The organism is Bathymodiolus japonicus methanotrophic gill symbiont (genome assembly GCF_019721995.1).
Lineage (GTDB): Bacteria > Pseudomonadota > Gammaproteobacteria > Methylococcales > Methylomonadaceae > Methyloprofundus.
Genome location: NZ_BLYC01000050.1, coordinates 1 through 19,693, shown reverse-complemented (window position 1 = coordinate 19,693; position 19,693 = coordinate 1). Strand labels below are relative to the sequence as shown.

Here is a 19,693-nt window from a genome sequence, read left to right as displayed (position 1 = left end):
ATTCGTCAAGTTCCGGTAATGCTTTAAGATAATCAATGCCTTGCGATAGCAGTGTTCAGAGTGAAGATGATAGCTCTGCTGTTCAAATGCCTCAAGCATACTTGTTCGTCTATGCGACTTCAGTGATTTAAAATACGTTGAGTGGGGAAGCAGCTGGCCATAAATCTGTTCATTGGTTTGGAGGAAATGGCGACCACTATCGACTACACTGATACAGCGTAATAACCCAAGGCGAATAAAGTCGATATCCTTCAACTCTGGGCATGAACGAGCCCACAAAGGATGACGCTCTGCTAACAGGGCACGTTCCATACTTTCATTGCAGTGTTGGTGAATATGTTCAGAGAGTGGTAGGTCTTTAAGCATGGGTGATATCCGTTTATGAGGTGATTAAAACGGAAATTTTTAGAAAAATTTTTTCGGCAATTGCAAGCTTTATTTGAAATTATTTGTTGTTTTTTTACGGTGCCTACAGAGTGTCTATTTGCTGTGATAAGTGATTAAAATCAAAAAGATGGAAATATTCGAGTGGTGCTACCTTCAGGTAGGTTATAGGCTGCTTTGTTTAGGTACTTCTTCTTTCAATGGGAACACTGATGTCAATTATTGTGAAAATTAAGAAAAAGGGAGATCGGGGAGTCGCTATTTTTGCGAAAGCTTGTTTTGGGCATCCCAGCCCAAGCAAGCAGCAAAAACTTAACGCGACCATTTATGCCTCCGGCGGCCCCGATTCGTCCTCGTCACCTCGTCCCGACCCAACAAGGGGTCGGAACATAGGCTCCAAATGACTTGACGCCGTGTCGGATGGCCTTTTATTTTGTCTCCACCTTCGCTAACGCTCAGACTCCGACAAAATAACGGCCCTACGGCTATCGCGGACTAAAAATCATCACTTCGCTTAGGCTCCGTTTCCCTGATTTTCAGCGGACGTTCAATTATCATCAGTGTTCCCCTATCAATTGAGGCCGTGAAACTAACCTCGCCACAAGAGAGCTCATAAAGCACTGTAAAGACATTCCTGTTATTATTGCGTTTTGAACTGCCCGAATGGTATACGAGCTGATACGAGATATTCTTGCCTGGAAAAATAATGGATTCACAAAACGATCTCGTTTTTGAGCCTGTTGCTGCCTTATCTCCAGAGCCTCGCTATATTTTTTATCCGATGGATGAATCAATTCTGGCTGTTGTGTTTTTGAAATCTCTTCAAACACGCGCATTAAATTATAGCTCATTGCAGTCAGGCGCATTTGATTTTCAAGTGAGCGGGTATTGGAAGACCAAGCTTTAGTTTCCTTGAAATTACTTTTAGTGTTATTGAATGTCTTTTCAATCGTCCATCGCTTGAAATACAGCATGGCAATGGTTCCAGGGTTAATAGTCATTGGCAAGGTTGTCACAAACCGGTGAAGTTTTCCGGTTTCTGGATCACGGTAATCCACCACGTTAAATTTGATGCCCTTGTTTTCGTACACACTGTATGCTTCAACCCCTGTATTGATCTCATGGCGGGAGTCAGAAGGGATAGACTCAACCAGAGTCGCAATTGAATTTTCTTTTAGCATTGAAATCATGTAATTAGCATGTCGTTTCTGCCGATCCCACCAGACAAAGTCGGTGACGGCTTTATCGTAGACATAGAGATGTTTCTGAGAGCTGTTATTTCCCTTGTTTTGCTTTTCAATATGATCTCGTAACACAGGTATTTCTTGATGCCTCTGAGTTCCGTTTGTCACCAGACAAAGAAATCTGAGCAACCCACTTCTGAGATTCAACGCGTAAATCCCCCCGGCCGCATAAACTTTCCCCTTGCTGTTTTTTTCAGTATGGCAGGTATGATCAATAAAATGTCCATCCGCTGCTTCTATGGTGTATTCGTCAAGTTCCGGTAATGCTTTAAGATAATCAATGCCTTGCGATAGCAGTGTTCAGAGTGAAGATGATAGCTCTGCTGTTCAAATGCCTCAAGCATACTTGTTCGTCTATGCGACTTCAGTGATTTAAAATACGTTGAGTGGGGAAGCAGCTGGCCATAAATCTGTTCATTGGTTTGGAGGAAATGGCGACCACTATCGACTACACTGATACAGCGTAATAACCCAAGGCGAATAAAGTCGATATCCTTCAACTCTGGGCATGAACGAGCCCACAAAGGATGACGCTCTGCTAACAGGGCACGTTCCATACTTTCATTGCAGTGTTGGTGAATATGTTCAGAGAGTGGTAGGTCTTTAAGCATGGGTGATATCCGTTTATGAGGTGATTAAAACGGAAATTTTTAGAAAAATTTTTTCGGCAATTGCAAGCTTTATTTGAAATTATTTGTTGTTTTTTTACGGTGCCTACAGAGTGTCTATTTGCTGTGATAAGTGATTAAAATCAAAAAGATGGAAATATTCGAGTGGTGCTACCTTCAGGTAGGTTATAGGCTGCTTTGTTTAGGTACTTCTTCTTTCAATGGGAACACTGATGTCAATTATTGTGAAAATTAAGAAAAAGGGAGATCGGGGAGTCGCTATTTTTGCGAAAGCTTGTTTTGGGCATCCCAGCCCAAGCAAGCAGCAAAAACTTAACGCGACCACTTATGCCTCCGGCGGCCCCGATTCGTCCTCGTCACCTCGTCCCGACCCAACAAGGGGTCGGAACATAGGCTCCAAATGACTTGACGCCGTGTCGGATGGCCTTTTATTTTGTCTCCACCTTCGCTAACGCTCAGACTCCGACAAAACAACGGCCCTACGGCTATCGCGGACTAAAAATCTTCACTTCGCTAAAGCTCCGTTTCCAGGATTTTCAGCGGGTGATTTTTATGCCTCTCTTTTTTAGAAACTGAAGTTTCCCAATTATTGAGTAGCTGAAATACACAACGCTGGTGTATCGAGGTTTATTTTAGGTGGTTTTGCCATGTTTATAGCAAACCCCTACTTAATTCCCCTTAGGCAATAGCATTTGAAACGAATGAAAAGACTATTTTTTTCATATAGTTGTAGCATAGTTTTAATTTTACCATAAATAATTATTGGGAAACTTCAGTTTAGAACATCAGTGTTCCCCTATCAATTGAGGCCGTGAAACTAACCTCGCCACAAGAGAGCTCATAAAGCACTGTAAAGACATTCCTGTTATTATTGCGTTTTGAACTGCCCGAATGGTATACGAGCTGATACGAGATATTCTTGCCTGGAAAAATAATGGATTCACAAAACGATCTCGTTTTTGAGCCTGTTGCTGCCTTATCTCCAGAGCCTCGCTATATTTTTTATCCGATGGATGAATCAATTCTGGCTGTTGTGTTTTTGAAATCTCTTCAAATACGCGCATTAAATTATAGCTCATTGCAGTCAGGCGCATTTGATTTTCAAGTGAGCGGGTATTGGAAGACCAAGCTTTAGTTTCCTTGAAATTACTTTTAGTGTTATTGAATGTCTTTTCAATCGTCCATCGCTTGAAATACAGCATGGCAATGGTTCCAGGGTTAATAGTCATTGGCAAGGTTGTCACAAACCGGTGAAGTTTTCCGGTTTCTGGATCACGGTAATCCACCACGTTAAATTTGATGCCCTTGTTTTCGTACACACTGTATGCTTCAACCCCTGTATTGATCTCATGGCGGGAGTCAAAAGGGATAGACTCAACCAGAGTCGCAATTGAATTTTCTTTTAGCATTGAAATCATGTAATTAGCATGTCGTTTCTGCCGATCCCACCAGACAAAGTCGGTGACGGCTTTATCGTAGACATAGAGATGTTTCTGAGAGCTGTTATTTCCCTTGTTTTGCTTTTCAATATGATCTCGTAACACAGGTATTTCTTGATGCCTCTGAGTTCCGTTTGTCACCAGACAAAGAAATCTGAGCAACCCACTTCTGAGATTCAACGCGTAAATCCCCCCGGCCGCATAAACTTTCCCCTTGCTGTTTTTTTCAGTATGGCAGGCATGATCAATAAAATGTCCATCCGCTGCTTCTATGGTGTATTCGTCAAGTTCTGGGAATGCTTTAAGATAATCAATGCCTTGCGATAGCAGTGTTTCAGAGTGAAGATGGTAGCTCTGCTGTTCAAATGCCTCAAGCATACTTGTTCGTCTATGCGACTTCAGTGATTTAAAATACGTTGAGTGGGGAAGCAGCTGGCCATAAATCTGTTCATTGGTTTGGAGGAAATGGCGACCACTATCGACTACACTGATACAGCGTAATAACCCAAGGCGAATAAAGTCGATATCCTTCAACTCTGGGCATGAACGAGCCCACAAAGGATGACGCTCTGCTAACAGGGCACGTTCCATACTTTCATTGCAGTGTTGGTGAATATGTTCAGAGAGTGGTAGGTCTTTAAGCATGGGTGATATCCGTTTATGAGGTGATTAAAACGGAAATTTTTAGAAAAATTTTTTCGGCAATTGCAAGCTTTATTTGAAATTATTTGTTGTTTTTTTACGGTGCCTACAGAGTGTCTATTTGCTGTTATAAGTGATTAAAATCAAAAAGATGGAAATATTCGAGTGGTGCTACCTTCAGGTAGGTTATAGGCTGCTTTGTTTAGGTACTTCTTCTTTCAATGGGAACACTGATGGTTTAGAAAGAGTATTCGCCATTTATATTCGGAAATGCTCCGCCGTTAACACCAATGGGCAATCAGTGCATTTCTCTTTAGAGCGACCGAATTTCGCTTTCGGGTAGGGAAGGCCAACCGTAATTTAGAGACTCGCTCATCCAACGTTACAATCGCCCCTTTGTGATTTTTCCCAATGATTGTATCTGCCTCCCAATCACCTATACGCTTACGGTTGTTGACCTCTTCAGGACGCTCATCTATATCGACTCTATTACTCGATGTTCAAGTTTTTGATATTGAGAAGGTAAAATCAGGTATTCTGAGGTTGTTGTAATTTTATCGGTGTAATCCCATGTTAATGAATGCCCCAGCCACCTTTATCCAAAGCTATATTGACGATTTAAATGATGCGCTCAATCAGCTAAAACCCGGAGCGGCTTTGACACGTATTCAAGCCGCTTGGTTGGGCGCTTGTTTAACGTGCATACTGCTAATGAACTCTGTTTGCTGGGCTAAGTTTGAGCGAGCAAGCCTTGGAGATTGCAAAGTAGCCGCATTATCCTGGGTGTTTCGTAAAGCAAGTATACCCTGGGACTGGTTGCTACGGGTGAGTGTGGTCTTAATTTTAAAACGTTATGGCATTACTGAAGGTGTGTTGGCCTTTGATGAATCAGACCGAGCACGATCTAAGTCTACAAAACGTATTTATAAGGTTTACAAGCAGAAACACAAAGGCTCCGGCGGGTATGTTAATGGACAAACGATAGTATTATTGCTGCTAGTTACCTCATCCATTACAGTGCCTGTCGGTTTTTTCTTTTATATGCCGGATCCAGCCTTAAAGCAGTGGGATAAAGAAGATAAACGGTTGAAAAAGAGCGGTATAGCAAAAAAAGATCGGCCTATTAAGCCTGAACGTGACAGTGCCTACCCGACCAAAACAGAGATTGCATTAGGCTTATTAAAACTCGATGTTCAAGTTTTTCCATCCCATTGCCATCAAACTCTTACCTTCACCCAGTAGAACAATACTTTAATGATGCTGTTGGCCCTAAGCGCCCTAAATCTCTGCCAATCATATGTTTTCCTGATGGCATCAGTTGAAACACATCCTTTATTAATTCACCTAACTCTTTCAGCTTATCACCAGGATCTGGAAACTCTAGCAATGACGTGATGAACTCAAGCAGTACATCCATTTGAGACTTGCGCTGTAAGCTTCCTACGGTATACGCAGGTAGTTTGCTTTCAATGCGGGCTATTTGCTCTGGGTGAAGGAGAAGGCAATGGTCAAACAAAAGACTCAGAATCAGGCCACGGCTTGATCCCTCTTCATCTAATTGTTTGGCCTCACGCCCCCATCCTTCATAAAGCTTCCAGTCCTCAAAGAAAACCTCAATCAGCCATCTCAACGTATAGGCTTGAATAATATCTTGTGTGCGCCAAGTCAGGTCTGTCGCCACTAAATAGCGATAGTCGTTTTCACCGTCATATTTTAAGGCAATGACAACAGGCGCGCCATGCTACCTCACGAAATTCCGGGACTCCTGTCGCCATAATTCGTTCACCTACGCAGCGGATGGGAGATGCCCTGAACGCCCTGCGTCCGCAACGACTACGCACAAAAGCCGCTTCGTCATTACTACCTCACTGGCTGGACGGCTATTCGGAATGCAATTCTTGCTCCTCTCGCGTGCTGCTAGCACACGTCGAATCAGCGAATTGCCCTGTCGCCTATCAGGGACTAAAAATCACCACTTCGCTAAGCTCCGTTTCCATGATTTTCAGCGAGCGCTTTTTACTGTGAGAACTCACCTTTAATCGTGCACTGCTGACAGTCACTTTAATCTCTTTGCCGCCACGTACACGTATTATCTGATCAATGCCTTTGTTAATCGAATTAAAGTAGCTCTCGACTGACCTTATTCTACCTCTATATTCAATATTTTGGTTTTTACGTAATTGGCTAATCACCTGCGAGCCTCCAGATTCTTTAGCGGCTTCGTCCATAAAGGCTTTTTCACCATACAGCGCATCAGCCAGTACGCCTTTAATTTTAATCAGGCTATGCGCAACTTTAAACTCTTTTAATAAGCCTAATGCAATCTCTGTTTTGGTCGGGTAGGCACTGTCACGTTCAGGCTTAATAGGCCGATCTTTTTTTGCTATACCGCTCTTTTTCAACCGTTTATCTTCTTTATCCCACTGCTTTAAGGCTGGATCCGGCATATAAAAGAAAAAACCGACAGGCACTGTAATGGATGTGCGCTCAATCAGCTAAAACCCGGAGCCGCTTTGACACGGATTCAAGCCGCTTGGTTGGGCGCTTGTTTAACGGGCATACTGCTAATGAACTCTGTTTGCTGGGCTAAGTTTGAGCGAGCAAGCCTTGGAGATTGCAAAGTAGCCGCATTATCCTGGGTGTTTCGTAAAGCAAGTATACCCTGGGACTGGTTGCTACGGGTGAGTGTGGTCTTAATTTTAAAACGTTATGGCATTACTGAAGGTGTGTTGGCCTTTGATGAATCAGACCGACGCTGAAAATCAGGGAAACGGAGCCTAAGCGAAGTGAAGATTTTTAGTCCGCGATAGCCGTAGGGCCGTTGTTTTGTCGGAGTCTGAGCGTTAGCGAAGGTGGAGACAAAATAAAAGGCCATCCGACACGGCGTCAAGTCATTTGGAGCCTATGTTCCGACCCCTTGTTGGGTCGGGACGAGGTGACGAGGACGAATCGGGGCCGCCGGAGGCATAAGTGGTCGCGTTAAGTTTTTGCTGCTTGCTTGGGCTGGGATGCCCAAAACAAGCTTTCGCAAAAATAGCGACTCCCCGAATCTAAGTCTACAAAACGTATTTATAAGGTTTACAAGCAGAAACACAAAGGCTCCGGCGGGTATGTTAATGGACAAACGATAGTATTATTGCTGCTAGTTACCTCATCCATCGCTGAAAATCAGGGAAACGTAGCCTAAGCGAAGTGATGATTTTTAGTCCGCGATAGCCGTAGGGCCGTTATTTTGTCGGAGTCTGAGCGTTAGCGAAGGTGGAGACAAAATAAAAGGCCATCCGACACGGCGTCAAGTCATTTGGAGCCTATGTTCCGACCCCTTGTTGGGTCGGGACGAGGTGACGAGGACGAATCGGGGCCGCCGGAGGCATAAGTGGTCGCGTTAAGTTTTTGCTGCTTGCTTGGGCTGGGATGCCCAAAACAAGCTTTCGCAAAAATAGCGACTCCCCGCAAGCTGGGTTGTTGCTTTTATTTTAGCGGCTAACTGCTGATGATCAGCTGTGAGGGTAAAAGGCGGTTGATTATTCATTTAAAAAACATAGTAAATTCAACTGATTTTATAAGACTGGTCATTAATATAGGTTTCAATCTCAGAAACATAGCAATCAAGAAAATGAATGACTTTAAGAGCAGTGCTTTTAACGTCTGGTACTGTTTTTCCTTGCCCAACCTCAGTAAAAGACTTTTCACCATGCGCTAAAAAGTTTCTTTCTTTTTTTATTTCTTCAAGCTTATATTCAGAGGAATCTAATTCGTAACTACTCAGCGTACGCTTAACCCATCTTCGTCACTTTCATCTTTCTAAGCCATTGATTCATCGGTTTAAGCGATTTTTTGTCGAAAAATTCTCTTTAAAATCAATGGTGTTTTTTTTGAAAGTTTTGTAGTGCCATTTATATTATTTTTGTCGATAAATTCATTGACTTTTGTCAAAAAAATCATCATTATTTGAGTGTAATTTACATGCGACAAAAATACTCTAAAAAATCCAACGTTTTATACAAAAACACAAAATCTGTAGTGCCAACTGGCTACTTTTTAAAATTTCAACCAATTGATTTATAACAACTACATCATCAATAGTGACGAAGATGGGCTAAGCGGAGTGATGATTTTTAGTCTCTGGTAGGCGACAGGGCAATTCGCTGATCCGAAGTGCGCTAGTAGCGCGCGAGGGAGGCAAGAATTGCATTCCGAATAGCCGTCCAGCCATTTGAGGTAGACTTAACTGAGCAGGGTTTTGTGCGTAGTTGAGTAGTTGAGACGGACGCAGGGCGACCAGGGCATCTCCCATTCGCTGCGTAGGCGAATGAATGTTGGTGACAGGAGTCCCAGAATGTTGTGAGGTAGCATGGCGCGCCTGAATAATTAAAAAAGTTCTTGACAGGGTTTTAGTCTGGTTTTTGTGATTTTTAGTAAACTGCCCAACAGTCGATTAATCCACGCTTTATTGCTTCTATCGCTATAGTCATCACAAAATGTCCCCTTAAACATCTACGACCTCGAAGAACTTTTTTATTCGCCTTACAATCGCTTAAAACAAGGAAAATTCGGGATTTAAAACCCATGAGATAATAAGCCTGTCCTTAAAGCAATACAGGTTACCCTTTGAAAATAGACTTCATCGATGTTGATTCCGCAATCAGTCATGCCAAACAGTTACTTGAAACTGAGCGTGATATATCGCCTGCGCTAAAATCAGCACTGGAAGTGATTCTATTATTAGTCACGGTATTACTCAATCGAGTGACACTGAACAGCAAAAATAGCAGTAAACCACCTGCAAGTGATCCCAACCGTAAAAAAGGGAATCGAAAAAAATCAGATAAGCCTTCTGGCGGACAAAAATCGCATGTCGGCACGACACTTCAAAAAATAGATGACCCGGATGAAATCGAGATCATTACCATTGATCGCCGTACCTTGCCAAAAGGGCGATACACGGCAGATGGCTTTGAAACACGCCAGGTATTCGATATTGATATCTCAAGGGTAGTGACAGAATACCAGGCGCAACGGTTGATAAATGGAAAAGGTCAGTGTTTTATCGCTCCTTTTCCAGATGAGGTTACTAAGGCTGCGCAATATGGTAATGGGATAAAAGCCCATGTGGTTTATCTTTCGCAATATCAGTTATTGCCCTACAACCGAATACAGGAGTATTTCGCTGATCAATTAGGTATGCCGATTAGTGAAGGCTCTATCTATAATTTCAATGAACTGGCCTATGAGAAGTTGGCTGGGTTTGAAACTATCAGTAAAGAACACTTAGTCGAATCAGCGTGCATTCATGCGGATGAAACAGGCATTAATATTAATGGTAAGCGCCATTGGCTACATGGGGCCTCCAATGTTCAGTGGACACACTTCTTTCCCCATGCCAAACGTGGCACAGAGGCAATGAATGACATTGGTATTTTACCCCATTTTCATGGGATTTTATGTCATGATCATTGGAAGCCCTACTATAAATATGATTGTACTCATTCGCTTTGTAATGCACATCATTTGAGGGAATTAACGCGCGCCTGGGAGCAGGATAAACAGGAGTGGGCGCTTGAAATGAAACGACTACTTGAAAAAATGAATGATGCCGTCAATGAAGCAGGTGGCATGCTACTACATAAAGAAGCAGAAAAATGGAAGGTACAATACAGAGAATTACTTGGCAAAGCGGAGATCGAATGCCCACCACCCGATAAGCCTAAAGAAGTAAAACGGGAGCGAATAAAACGCAGTAAAGCTAGAAACTTACTGGAAAGGCTGATTAATTATGAAGAGGATGTCTTGCGCTTCATGACAAATACCTGGGTGCCATTTACCAATAATGCCGCAGAAAATTCGATTCGGATGACCAAGGTTCAACAGAAAATATCCGGCTGCTTTCGTAGTACCAAGGGTGCAGAGATATTTTGTCGTGTCAGAGGGTATTTATCAACGTGCCGTAAACAAGGTCTAAGTGCAACTCAGGCAATGACCTTGGTCTTTGAGGGAAAGTTACCTGAATTTGCTTTATAATTTCATTGAACTACTCAGCTTCGCTGAGTAGTTACTCTAATTCTATGGAAAACTTTTTAAGAATATTTATTATTGCAAGAGAATCTAAACTACCTGCCTTAAAGTAACTAGGGTTTATTTCTCTAAATTTTGATATATCAATATTAATATTTTGGTTAATAAAGTCATCAATGGAAGATAATCTCTCTACATGCTGCCCATCATCATCTAAATGTAACTTAAAATACCTAAGCCACATGATCCGTATTTTTTGACTCGCCTCATCATGACTTAAATTATCGTCATTAATGGTATCAAAAATAGTTTCAATACCTTTATTAACCGTTCCTTCAATCGCTGAAAATCATGGAAACGTAGCTTAGCGAAGTGGTGATTTTTAGTCCCTGATAGGCGACAGGGCAATTCGCTGATTCGACGTGTGCTAGCAGCACGCGAGAGGAGCAAGAATTGCATTCCGAATAGCCGTCCAGCCAGTGAGGTAGTAATGACGAAGCGGCTTTTGTGCGTAGTCGTTGCGGACGCAGGGCGTTCAGGGCATCTCCCATCCGCTGCGTAGGTGAACGAATTATGGCGACAGGAGTCCCGGAATTTCGTGAGGTAGCATGGCGCGCCTGTTTTTCTAAAAACAGGATAAATGCATCTACCTCTTGCTTTCGTTCCGCAAAGAAATCACTTAATTCACTCATCAATTACCCTACAAGGCTATTCTTAACCAGCTCTACATTTTCTTTAAGCTTAGAAAAACCACTACTTTGAGCATTTTCAATAAAATCAGCACTAAACAGGTCAATATTTACAGGGTTATCAAGTAATGCTGGCTTTTCCTTTAAACCTAATGTCGCGCCTATATAAATAGCTAATACTCGATGTTCAAGTTTTTCCATCCCATTGCCATCAAACTCTTACCTTCACCCAGCAGAACAATACTTTAATGATGGTGTTGGCTCTAAGCGCCCTAAATCTCTGCCAATCATATGTTTTCCTGATGGCATCAGTTGAAACGCATCCTTTATTAATTCACCTAACTCTTTCAGCTTATCACCAGGATCTGGAAACTCTAGCAATGACGTGATGAACTCAAGCAGTACATCCATTTGAGACTTGCGCTGTAAGCTTCCTACGGTATACGCAGGTAGTTTGCTTTCAATGCGGGCTATTTGCTCTGGGTGAAGGAGAAGGCAATGGTCAAACAAAGGACTCAGAATCAGGCCACGGCTTGATCCCTCTTCATCTAATTGTTTGGCCTCACGCCCCCATCCTTCATAAAGCTTCCAGTCCTCAAAGAAAACCTCAATCAGCCATCTCAACGTATAGGCTTGAATAATATCTTGTGTGCGCCAAGTCAGGTCTGTCGCCACTAAATAGCGATAGTCGTTTTCACCGTCATATTTTAAGGCAATGACAAAGCGTTTTTTACTGTGAGAACTCACCTTTAATCGTGCACTGCTGACAGTCACTTTAAACTCTTTGCCGCCACGTACACGTATTATCTGATCAATGCCTTTGTTAATCGAATTAAAGTAGCTCTCGACTGACCTTATTCTACCTCTATATTCAATATTTTGGTTTTTACGTAATTGGCTAATCACCTGCGAGCCTCCAGATTCTTTAGCGGCTTCGTCCATAAAGGCTTTTTCACCATACAGCGCATCAAGCCAGTACGCCTTTAATTTTAATCAGGCTATGCGCAACTTTAAACTCTTTTAATAAGCCTAATGCAATCTCTGTTTTGGTCGGGTAGGCACTGTCACGTTCAGGCTTAATAGGCCGATCTTTTTTTGCTATACCGCTCTTTCGCTGTCAGCCCCGGACGGGCTGATAGTCTCCAGAAGGCGCAGGGAAATTTGCCAATCCGAAGTGCGCGATAGCGCGCGAGGGAGGCTAAAATTTTATCCCGAATAGCCGTAGAGCCATTTGTGGTAGCCATGACTGAGCTGCTTTGTGCTCAGTCTGTGGCGGACGCAGGGCGGCTGGAGCATCTCCTATTCGCTGCGTAGGTGAACGAATTACGGCGACAGGAGTCCCGGAATTTCGTGAGGTAGCATGGCGCGCCTGTTCAACCGTTTATCTTCTTTATCCCACTGCTTTAAGGCTGGATCCGGCATATAAAAGAAAAAACCGACAGGCACTGTAATGGATGAGGTAACTAGCAGCAATAATACTATCGTTTGTCCATTAACATACCCGCCCGCTGAAAATCCTGGAAACGGAGCTTTAGCGAAGTGAAGATTTTTAGTCCGCGATAGCCGTAGGGCCGTTGTTTTGTCGGAGTCTGAGCGTTAGCGAAGGTGGAGACAAAATAAAAGGCCATCCGACACGGCGTCAAGTCATTTGGAGCCTATGTTCCGACCCCTTGTTGGGTCGGGACGAGGTGACGAGGACGAATCGGGGCCGCCGGAGGCATAAGTGGTCGCGTTAAGTTTTTGCTGCTTGCTTGGGCTGGGATGCCCAAAACAAGCTTTCGCAAAAATAGCGACTCCCCGAGGAGCCTTTGTGTTTCTGCTTGTAAACCTTATAAATACGTTTTGTAGACTTAGATCGTGCTCGGTCTGATTCATCAAAGGCCAACACACCTTCAGTAATGCCATAACGTTTTAAAATTAAGACCACACTCACCCGTAGCAACCAGTCCCAGGGTATACTTGCTTTACGAAACACCCAGGATAATGCGGCTACTTTGCAATCTCCAAGGCTTGCTCGCTCAAACTTAGCCCAGCAAACAGAGTTCATTAGCAGTATGCCCGTTAAACAAGTGCCCAACCAAGCGGCTTGAATCCGTGTCAAAGCGGCTCCGGGTTTTAGCTGATTGAGCGCATCATTTAAATCGTCAATATAGCTTTGGATAAAGGTGGCAGGGGCATTCATTAACATGGGCTTACACCGATAAAATTACAGCAACCTCAGAATACCTGATTCTACCTTCTCAATATCAAAAACTTGAACATCGAGTTTTAGCCTATTTTTTCTGTTGATAGATATATCTTTTATCAAATTGTTATTTTTTACAAAATCCAGCATTGTTGTAAACTGCTCTAAATAACCATCCTTAACCGTATCATCATCAAATAATGTATTTTTATGTGTTAAATACTGATCTAAATAATGAACAATTGAATCTTCAAAATCCATATCATCAGCAAATGCAAAGTATTTAACTAAAAATTCTTCCTTGTAAGCTCTTAACTCATCTAAGGTATTAAACTGGCTAAGATCGTTAAACACCGTATTTTCAGCACAATCCTTATAGATAAAGGCTATAAATTCACCTTCATTTGCTCCTTTTTTAATTTCCATCTTTTCAGGCGCGCCATGCTACCTCACGAAATTCCGGGACTCCTGTCGCCGTAATTCGTTCACCTACGCAGCGAATAGGAGATGCTCCAGCCGCCCTGCGTCCGCCACAGACTGAGCACAAAGCAGCTCAGTCATGGCTACCACAAATGGCTCTACGGCTATTCGGGATAAAATTTTAGCCTCCCTCGCGCGCTATCGCGCACTTCGGATTGGCAAATTTCCCTGCGCCTTCTGGAGACTATCAGCCCGTCCGGGGCTGACAGCGTAAGCACTTCACCGCCAGTATTTAAGCGTTCAAAAATCTCATGGCGGATACTCATGGTATCTTTTTCTATATCGGTAACAACTACTGCTCGCATAGAGACATTATTAATTTTACGTTTTCTTGAGCTGCTCAAATCATTAAAACTTATTCCGTTTAAAGCCTCTAAACTCTTTAACCCTTTTAGTTTTAAATTGTTACTTAAAAAAGCATCAATAGTTCTAATCCTTTGCGAACCATCAATCACTTCTAAAACGCCTTCATCCATTTCTGCAAAATACATGGGCGGAATAGGTAAACCCAATAAAATTGATTCTATGAACTTTGACTGTCTATCTTGCTTCCAAACAAATTTACGCTGATAAAAAGGGATAAATATTTCTGTTTGTTTATTATCTTCAGTCGGTCGGTTAAATTTTGAGAATAAATGCTCTAAGGTATATTCTTTAGTGTCATATTTAACATTTTTCCTACCTAAATTAATACAGGCTTCTTGCTCTTCTAGGGTTGCTTTTGCCATGGTTTATTTCTCGTAAGCTTCAATTAGTTTTATAGCTGTTGCTTCGTCTTGTTCAATAGCTGTTTTCAACGGCTTGTTTGGCCATATCCTTCACTTAGGTGGTCTTCCCCCCTGTCACTAATTTTCTTTCTGGATCTTCTTCTCGGTTTTTACCGGCAGTTTTAACCAGGCATTTACACGTTCCTTCTTATTTTCCTGTTGTTTCTCATTTTGGAATTTGCAAGTAAACGTCTAAATCTAGAACCTTTTTTTATTTGACATTGAGGCAGGGAGGACTATCAGCCGTCCGGGCTGACAGCGAAGGAAACGTAAAAGCGCTTTAGCCTATCCAATACCCGCTCACTTGAAAATCAAATGCGCCTGACTGCAATGAGCTATAATTTAATGCGCGTGTTTGAAGAGATTTCAAAAACACAACAGCCAGAATTGATTCATCCATCGGATAAAAAATATAGCGAGGCTCTGGAGATAAGGCAGCAACAGGCTCAAAAACGAGATCGTTTTGTGAATCCATTATTTTTCCAGGCAAGAATATCTCGTATCAGCTCGTATACCATTCGGGCAGTTCAAAACGCAATAATAACAGGAATGTCTTTACAGTGCTTTATGAGCTCTCTTGTGGCGAGGTTAGTTGTACTCGCCGTCACATGTGATAGGGGATAAGCGACTGATGCTGACCTAGACGTTATGTAAACGTTGGCATACAACATAACTACTAGCTAACTGACCATGCTGGTCAAAGAAGATAATGTAGTACAAATTGTATATATATCGCTGACATGAAACAGACGACGTTTGGGAATGGCGACGAATGATGTCACATCTGTACAGTATTACAGAGTAAATAGATACTACACAATGAATATGACAGCATGGGTTCTGACCACCCCATCTTACCTGGGATCCAAAGAGCAGAAGATACATTGAATGCTAACTGTTCAAGCATCCCTCACACTCAACGTACTCTCAGAGAGGGCATCGGCGCATCTCAGGAAAACAATCAAGGAATCATAATACACAGGGAAAATGGATGGCCGTCATTCGTGAGCGATGTAATATATAATCACAATTATCCGTATTGGATCACGACCGAACGAATGTCTATAAAGAACTAACGACTGACTAGTCCCTTGCAGAAATATGAATGTAGAGTGTATTAACAGGCCTATTAATGAGAGATGAAGTTTTTAGGCGTTGGATAATCACATGCTGTAAAATTGAGCTTGAACCCACGCGGCAGTGTTAAGACACGTGAGGTGAAGCAATGCGCAGGAGATAGGGAGAGTGACATATTAAATACAGTGCTTCATCAATCACAGCTCTAGAACTCCATAGAGGCTTACAAGACTAGCGCGACATAAAGTCGTTCTACGCCCGTGTTAGAAACTCATCGCTATACTGAGAGTTTCCAACACATATTATAGAGCGAGTAAAGAGTGAAAACTAGTCGCTACACACTATATGAAAAAAATAGTCTTTTCATTCGGTTCAAAGGCTATTGGCTAAGGGGAATTAAGTAGGGGTGTTGCTATATAAACATAGCTAAAAACACGACTTAGTGGCAAAGAAAACCTACGAGTACATACAGCCAGCATAAGTTGTGTACTGTGCGAGCTACTCTAAATCAGATATGGAAAAACTTGCAGCTAAGGCCTCTTATTCACCAGCACGACTTTCAGCGAGCAGAGCGCAGACTAATAAGTGAATTTCAGGGCGACATCTTCATACATCTTTCAAAGCGCGTCACTGTTCCATGCATCTCGACTATCAGCTCATTGTAGCACTCGTAATAGCTTATCTATTGTAGGCTCATGACCAGATTATAGGCTTGATAACTCACCAATCAAGCTGTGGCAGTAGAATATAATGATAAATCACCAAATGAATCTTAGAATTTTGTGCCTTAACAAATTAATCGGATAACGCAGACCCCTTCTATTGAGAATATTTAATTATGTCATATCAATCACGATTGCATTATCTAAAACTAGCACTTAAGCGCAGGTATTTTGTCAGTCGCAAAAAAAACTCAATATTCTTCAAAAGCCGAAAGGTTCGGGCCACGACTTGACTCCATGGACAGCAAAGGTAGTTGATGAAAATCCATGCTCGCGGAATTATTACAGATTTCATGCAAAGCCGGAGGGCTGTGAAACTATGGTAAAAAAGTTGACCTTAAACCCATCCATGGCAAAAAAGTCTGCCCATTTATCTCCATCACGTCCTTTAACTTCGCGCTTGATGTTTAATATATTGCTTGGCGCATCATGGTTCCCGGACACCAGCAGATTGAATTTAAAAACACAAAGGGCCCCGGCACTGCCATCCATAATAGGCACTTCTGCGGCTGTCACAGTCAATCAAGGCTTACATAGTATTCAATTACCTAGGACCACAGCCATCGACAGAACTATGAGACTGCTCGATACACTCGCATAGTTTTTTACATCACCCTCTACCAGAGTTGTAGACAGGTTTTGTTTCGCCCCACATATGCGGAATTGGACATCATAGGATAACCGGCTCGTCCAATCAAGGCGCTAACTTTAAATACACTCATGATAACAGCCGGATTAGGTCAGGTTAAAGTTTTATTCTGTATGCAGACCAACCACCTGTTGCCTATAAGGTATTTCTTATAATGTTCGTTGTTTAATCATACTATGCCTAGCTTGATGTCGGTCTGCTATATAAAGCTGAATGGCATTATAGCACACCCTCTTTAGCTTGCGGCATGCTGACATTCTTTGCGTATCGGTCATCCCCCTCTACTTCTAGCAAAACCAATAAGTGGTGTAGTACTACCACCAAACTAAGGCTGAGTAAGTAAGCGCAGCCGCCGTTGAGATAAAGTCAATGCGCTGCAATTTTAATAAGCTTAATCTGCCTGGCGGCGTAAAAAAGCACGGGATATCAAGATATTCCATATCAGCTGAATATTTCGGCTGTACCCCCAAATCGCGTTTCTTTATTTCAGGTGTTTTACGTGTTTGTGGGCGGGCATCACAACCAGAATTAATCTGTGCCAGTTGCTGTGTTGCAGGAGGGAACGATACGAGATAGTATTATTCACTCTGCACTTTTTATGGGACCCACCCACACTGTTGCAACCAACGTCACTTAATTTAGCCCCGACATCACACTAAGTCCTCGGTCCGAGTTGCTGTGCCAATTTAATAATGGCTACAGCTGAAAGCACAAAAAGCCACACTGCACGATATACCACTTCATCAAACTCTGATGAAATTACCCATATATGCAGCAGAAATATTCACTAGAATGCCACGTGCGACCTGAAGGTTGATATCTTCTAACAATGACAGGCAATTGCCTTTTCAGCAGCAACCCGCGCTCTTTTCTCCGCTCAGCTTTACCCGTTCCAAATTGCTGCCACCCACACTACTGGGACATAACCGTTTTTACATCTGGCATAAATCAACATTGATCCAATCGGAATCGTGATAGTCGGTAATGCCTATGCACAGCATCGAGTACTACATTCATCGCTGCTGCAATACGCTTTATTCATGGCTACATGTTGGCCACCCATAACGGAAGTAATGTTTCTGCTTAGGAATGATAATCAGGAGGCTACATTGTCGCTCTAACGCCGCAATTCCAGCTCTGCCACCATTTTTCTTGGTTCCTTCAAATCCAACGGCTTGGTTACCACGGCCACGGTCAAAAATATTTAACTCTTGGCAATTTCAGCAATAACCGGATACGCACCTCGTGCCTGTTCCACCCCATTCTGCGGTTAGAAAACAGTATTTCGTACCTTCCCCAGTTACATTCGCGGATTATGTCCTTGTTCTATGCTTACAGCAGCTCTCTCACACCACTTCCGGGTTAGTAGACATGCGCCTAGTCTTTTAGTCAATTCAGCGCCAACTGAACTACAGGTATTCCACTTCCAGGTCGGCGTAACGCTGTGCATCTGTTATTTGCCAAAAAATTCGACTCCTTCTATCTCGCTTAACAACCATATGGTCTACTGCATTTCCCGCCACCGCCTCCTACTCCGATAATTAATGACCGACATTTTCAGACTCAAATACATTAATTCGTTAATTTCATTGACCCTCGATCTCATTGTTAATAATTGATTATTATTTAAAAATTGTATGTGTTTGAAATCCTAGCTTTCTTCTTGCGAAAAGCCACATTTCTCCCGTTTCTACTAAATGTTTCTCCACTCGCCAAATGATCTCTAACAATACTACAAAAACCCGACACACGTTGAATGCACTGGTTCTGCAACCACATCCGTTAAAACCCACTTACATGCTGTGGTATTCCCAGTCGCATGGCATATGAAATATTTCCTCTGCCAGCTCAACCAACCGGTTACTTTAGAGCTCCTCCCGTTATATAATGCCTGCCGTAATCAAGCTTAATAGCCACTGCCCGATAACTCGAGCTGCACTAACACGATCAACTTTCATAGAGGCGGGGGCTCTAGTATATTGTCTGCCAGATTTTGTTTTTGCTTGAAATATTACGCGAAGGCCGGTCCCTAGTATTGCCACTTCAATATTCATTAGGCATTCCTCCAATTGATTTATTGAACAGGCATGCTACACACTTTATTTGCTCTGCATTTTGCGTTGGCGTGCGTAAAGCCACTGCGCATCTCGTTAGGACCTGGTGCCTTGCAATTGAATCACGCAGTATGCTTTATGGCGTCTTGCGAAATTATCGCTATACCGTGGTTCCGCCCAACCAATATCAATCAGCACAACTCTAGCTCTTTTCATCTTCAGTTAACCACGGAAGAAACGTTATGTCAGTTGTCCAAACGATGTCCATACGATTTCCAGGATCAGATAGTGGCGTATACATTTGATTTTTATATTTTGTGCTGCACTAACGTACTGGTTACCATATGTACTTTTGCTTGCAGGCGTATTTCCAGACATCCCGATCGGCTCTTTAATACCTGCCTGCAAGTCGATAATTAAATTCTTGGCGGCAGATATGTAATATCTTTTGGTCCGCCGGGAATAGCAATCGACCTGCAGCGCAGAATCAATCAAGCCGATCTATATCATATTGCAGACGAGACTTATCCCTTACTCCCTGATTGCGAGACTATGCAAGTTGCATTATAAACTTTTAGTATGGCTACCTGCTATTCTGATACCACACACGAAGTAATCTCAAAACAACCCAAGCCACACAATTCAATGTAGCTTCTTCCACATGAGATACGACATAAAACAGTATAAGTCCGAAAAGTTAGACAGTAGACTCAAGAT

Annotated in this window: 30 protein-coding genes and 2 pseudogenes; 11 read left to right on the top strand and 21 right to left on the bottom strand. The window is 42.5% G+C overall.

Annotated features, from left to right (window positions below; all coding sequences use genetic code 11):
• On the bottom strand, positions 1-366 hold a 366-nt coding region (locus K6984_RS26515; protein ID WP_221898132.1), incomplete at its 3' end, for a hypothetical protein.
• A gap of 282 nt (positions 367-648) precedes the next feature.
• Between K6984_RS26515 and K6984_RS35115 the strand changes: the two genes are divergently transcribed.
• Complete coding sequence (locus K6984_RS35115) at positions 649-777, top strand: hypothetical protein (RefSeq protein WP_263458885.1); 129 nt, start codon at positions 649-651, stop codon at positions 775-777.
• 164 nt (positions 778-941) lie between these two features.
• Here the strand turns inward: K6984_RS35115 and K6984_RS26510 are convergent, their stop codons facing one another.
• Positions 942-1,844, bottom strand: coding sequence for a transposase (locus K6984_RS26510; RefSeq protein WP_263458886.1), 903 nt, complete (start codon positions 1,842-1,844; stop codon positions 942-944).
• Between the two features lie 20 nt (positions 1,845-1,864).
• Positions 1,865-2,239: a hypothetical protein gene (locus tag K6984_RS26505; protein WP_221898130.1), complete on the bottom strand. Its 375-nt coding sequence runs from the start codon at positions 2,237-2,239 to the stop codon at positions 1,865-1,867.
• 282 nt (positions 2,240-2,521) lie between these two features.
• On the opposite strand from K6984_RS26505, the gene K6984_RS35110 reads away from it, so the two are divergent.
• Positions 2,522-2,650: a hypothetical protein gene (locus tag K6984_RS35110; RefSeq protein ID WP_263458596.1), complete on the top strand. Its 129-nt coding sequence runs from the start codon at positions 2,522-2,524 to the stop codon at positions 2,648-2,650.
• 27 nt (positions 2,651-2,677) lie between these two features.
• Positions 2,678-2,833, top strand: a complete 156-nt coding sequence (locus K6984_RS26500; protein WP_221898129.1) for a hypothetical protein — start codon at positions 2,678-2,680, stop codon at positions 2,831-2,833.
• A 209-nt stretch (positions 2,834-3,042) separates the two neighbouring features.
• Here the strand turns inward: K6984_RS26500 and K6984_RS26495 are convergent, their stop codons facing one another.
• Complete coding sequence (locus K6984_RS26495; protein WP_221894003.1) at positions 3,043-4,341, bottom strand: transposase; 1,299 nt, start codon at positions 4,339-4,341, stop codon at positions 3,043-3,045.
• Between the two features lie 359 nt (positions 4,342-4,700).
• Positions 4,701-4,829 (bottom strand): annotated as a pseudogene (locus K6984_RS26490) (IS30 family transposase); the annotation flags it as partial.
• A 79-nt stretch (positions 4,830-4,908) separates the two neighbouring features.
• Between K6984_RS26490 and K6984_RS26485 the strand changes: the two are divergent.
• On the top strand, positions 4,909-5,580 hold the full coding sequence (locus tag K6984_RS26485) for a transposase (protein ID WP_221898128.1): 672 nt from the start codon (positions 4,909-4,911) through the stop codon (positions 5,578-5,580).
• Here the strand turns inward: K6984_RS26485 and K6984_RS26480 are convergent.
• Both K6984_RS26480 and K6984_RS35105 read right to left on the bottom strand, forming a co-directional pair.
• Positions 5,570-6,019, bottom strand: a complete 450-nt coding sequence (locus tag K6984_RS26480) for a hypothetical protein (RefSeq protein ID WP_221898127.1) — start codon at positions 6,017-6,019, stop codon at positions 5,570-5,572. The two genes, K6984_RS26485 and K6984_RS26480, sit on opposite strands and share 11 nt — an antisense overlap.
• Positions 6,020-6,044: 25 nt before the next feature.
• Positions 6,045-6,179 (bottom strand): hypothetical protein, encoded by a 135-nt coding sequence (locus tag K6984_RS35105; protein WP_263458676.1) that lies wholly within the window; start codon positions 6,177-6,179, stop codon positions 6,045-6,047.
• Here K6984_RS35105 and K6984_RS26475 point away from each other — a divergent pair.
• Entirely contained in the window at positions 6,136-6,363 is a 228-nt protein-coding gene (locus K6984_RS26475; protein ID WP_221894950.1) for a hypothetical protein, read from the top strand. The genes K6984_RS35105 and K6984_RS26475 overlap by 44 nt on opposite strands.
• Here the strand turns inward: K6984_RS26475 and K6984_RS26470 are convergent.
• Positions 6,294-6,809 (bottom strand): hypothetical protein, encoded by a 516-nt coding sequence (locus K6984_RS26470; protein ID WP_221898126.1) that lies wholly within the window; start codon positions 6,807-6,809, stop codon positions 6,294-6,296. The two genes, K6984_RS26475 and K6984_RS26470, sit on opposite strands and share 70 nt — an antisense overlap.
• A gap of 42 nt (positions 6,810-6,851) precedes the next feature.
• Here K6984_RS26470 and K6984_RS26465 point away from each other — a divergent pair, with 42 nt between their 5' ends.
• The gene (locus tag K6984_RS26465) at positions 6,852-7,097 is read left to right on the top strand and encodes a hypothetical protein (RefSeq protein ID WP_221898125.1); all 246 of its coding nucleotides are present in this window, start codon (positions 6,852-6,854) and stop codon (positions 7,095-7,097) included.
• Here the strand turns inward: K6984_RS26465 and K6984_RS26460 are convergent.
• The 4 genes from K6984_RS26460 to K6984_RS26450 form a co-directional block, all read right to left on the bottom strand.
• Positions 7,046-7,213: a hypothetical protein gene (locus tag K6984_RS26460; protein ID WP_221898124.1), complete on the bottom strand. Its 168-nt coding sequence runs from the start codon at positions 7,211-7,213 to the stop codon at positions 7,046-7,048. The two genes, K6984_RS26465 and K6984_RS26460, sit on opposite strands and share 52 nt — an antisense overlap.
• 27 nt (positions 7,214-7,240) lie before the next feature.
• Positions 7,241-7,369 (bottom strand): hypothetical protein, encoded by a 129-nt coding sequence (locus tag K6984_RS35100; RefSeq protein WP_263458596.1) that lies wholly within the window; start codon positions 7,367-7,369, stop codon positions 7,241-7,243.
• Positions 7,370-7,646: 277 nt separating this feature from the next.
• Positions 7,647-7,775, bottom strand: a complete 129-nt coding sequence (locus K6984_RS35095; protein ID WP_263458596.1) for a hypothetical protein — start codon at positions 7,773-7,775, stop codon at positions 7,647-7,649.
• A 662-nt stretch (positions 7,776-8,437) separates the two neighbouring features.
• Positions 8,438-8,635, bottom strand: coding sequence for a hypothetical protein (locus tag K6984_RS26450; protein ID WP_221894617.1), 198 nt, complete (start codon positions 8,633-8,635; stop codon positions 8,438-8,440).
• Between the two features lie 314 nt (positions 8,636-8,949).
• Between K6984_RS26450 and tnpC the strand changes: the two genes are divergently transcribed.
• Complete coding sequence (gene tnpC / locus K6984_RS26445) at positions 8,950-10,359, top strand: IS66 family transposase (protein WP_221894171.1); 1,410 nt, start codon at positions 8,950-8,952, stop codon at positions 10,357-10,359.
• 329 nt (positions 10,360-10,688) lie between these two features.
• Here the strand turns inward: tnpC and K6984_RS26440 are convergent, their stop codons facing one another.
• A complete protein-coding gene (locus K6984_RS26440; RefSeq protein WP_221898123.1) occupies positions 10,689-10,904 on the bottom strand; it encodes a hypothetical protein in 216 nt (71 codons plus the stop codon).
• Here K6984_RS26440 and K6984_RS26435 point away from each other — a divergent pair.
• The gene (locus K6984_RS26435; RefSeq protein ID WP_221898122.1) at positions 10,861-11,115 is read left to right on the top strand and encodes a hypothetical protein; all 255 of its coding nucleotides are present in this window, start codon (positions 10,861-10,863) and stop codon (positions 11,113-11,115) included. The two genes, K6984_RS26440 and K6984_RS26435, sit on opposite strands and share 44 nt — an antisense overlap.
• A 152-nt stretch (positions 11,116-11,267) precedes the next feature.
• Here the strand turns inward: K6984_RS26435 and K6984_RS26430 are convergent, their stop codons facing one another.
• Both K6984_RS26430 and K6984_RS26425 read right to left on the bottom strand, forming a co-directional pair.
• On the bottom strand, positions 11,268-11,984 hold the full coding sequence (locus tag K6984_RS26430) for a hypothetical protein (protein ID WP_221898121.1): 717 nt from the start codon (positions 11,982-11,984) through the stop codon (positions 11,268-11,270).
• A gap of 134 nt (positions 11,985-12,118) precedes the next feature.
• On the bottom strand, positions 12,119-12,286 hold the full coding sequence (locus K6984_RS26425; protein ID WP_221895132.1) for a hypothetical protein: 168 nt from the start codon (positions 12,284-12,286) through the stop codon (positions 12,119-12,121).
• Between the two features lie 12 nt (positions 12,287-12,298).
• Between K6984_RS26425 and K6984_RS26420 the strand changes: the two genes are divergently transcribed.
• Positions 12,299-12,493 (top strand): hypothetical protein, encoded by a 195-nt coding sequence (locus K6984_RS26420; protein ID WP_221898120.1) that lies wholly within the window; start codon positions 12,299-12,301, stop codon positions 12,491-12,493.
• Positions 12,494-12,520: 27 nt separating this feature from the next.
• Here the strand turns inward: K6984_RS26420 and K6984_RS26415 are convergent, their stop codons facing one another.
• From K6984_RS26415 to K6984_RS26405, 4 genes are read right to left on the bottom strand one after another with little or no spacing between them, the layout of a single operon-like run.
• Positions 12,521-12,670: a hypothetical protein gene (locus K6984_RS26415; protein WP_221898119.1), complete on the bottom strand. Its 150-nt coding sequence runs from the start codon at positions 12,668-12,670 to the stop codon at positions 12,521-12,523.
• 27 nt (positions 12,671-12,697) lie between these two features.
• Positions 12,698-12,826 (bottom strand): hypothetical protein, encoded by a 129-nt coding sequence (locus K6984_RS35090; protein ID WP_263458596.1) that lies wholly within the window; start codon positions 12,824-12,826, stop codon positions 12,698-12,700.
• On the bottom strand, positions 12,775-13,230 hold the full coding sequence (locus tag K6984_RS26410) for a hypothetical protein (RefSeq protein WP_221898118.1): 456 nt from the start codon (positions 13,228-13,230) through the stop codon (positions 12,775-12,777). The genes K6984_RS35090 and K6984_RS26410 overlap by 52 nt, the downstream gene beginning before the upstream one ends.
• Before the next feature lie 18 nt (positions 13,231-13,248).
• A complete protein-coding gene (locus K6984_RS26405) occupies positions 13,249-13,653 on the bottom strand; it encodes a hypothetical protein (RefSeq protein WP_221898117.1) in 405 nt (134 codons plus the stop codon).
• 133 nt (positions 13,654-13,786) lie between these two features.
• Between K6984_RS26405 and K6984_RS35085 the strand changes: the two genes are divergently transcribed.
• Positions 13,787-13,921, top strand: a complete 135-nt coding sequence (locus K6984_RS35085; RefSeq protein ID WP_263458593.1) for a hypothetical protein — start codon at positions 13,787-13,789, stop codon at positions 13,919-13,921.
• Between the two features lie 55 nt (positions 13,922-13,976).
• Here the strand turns inward: K6984_RS35085 and K6984_RS36710 are convergent.
• A pseudogene (locus K6984_RS36710) lies at positions 13,977-14,435 on the bottom strand (DUF262 domain-containing protein); the annotation flags it as partial.
• Positions 14,436-14,789: 354 nt separating this feature from the next.
• Here K6984_RS36710 and K6984_RS26395 point away from each other — a divergent pair.
• Complete coding sequence (locus K6984_RS26395; RefSeq protein WP_221898115.1) at positions 14,790-15,098, top strand: hypothetical protein; 309 nt, start codon at positions 14,790-14,792, stop codon at positions 15,096-15,098.
• Positions 15,099-16,564: 1,466 nt separating this feature from the next.
• Here K6984_RS26395 and K6984_RS26390 read toward each other — a convergent pair.
• The gene (locus K6984_RS26390; protein ID WP_230988299.1) at positions 16,565-16,789 is read right to left on the bottom strand and encodes a UDP-3-O-acyl-N-acetylglucosamine deacetylase; all 225 of its coding nucleotides are present in this window, start codon (positions 16,787-16,789) and stop codon (positions 16,565-16,567) included.
• Between the last annotated feature and the right edge of the window lie 2,904 nt (positions 16,790-19,693).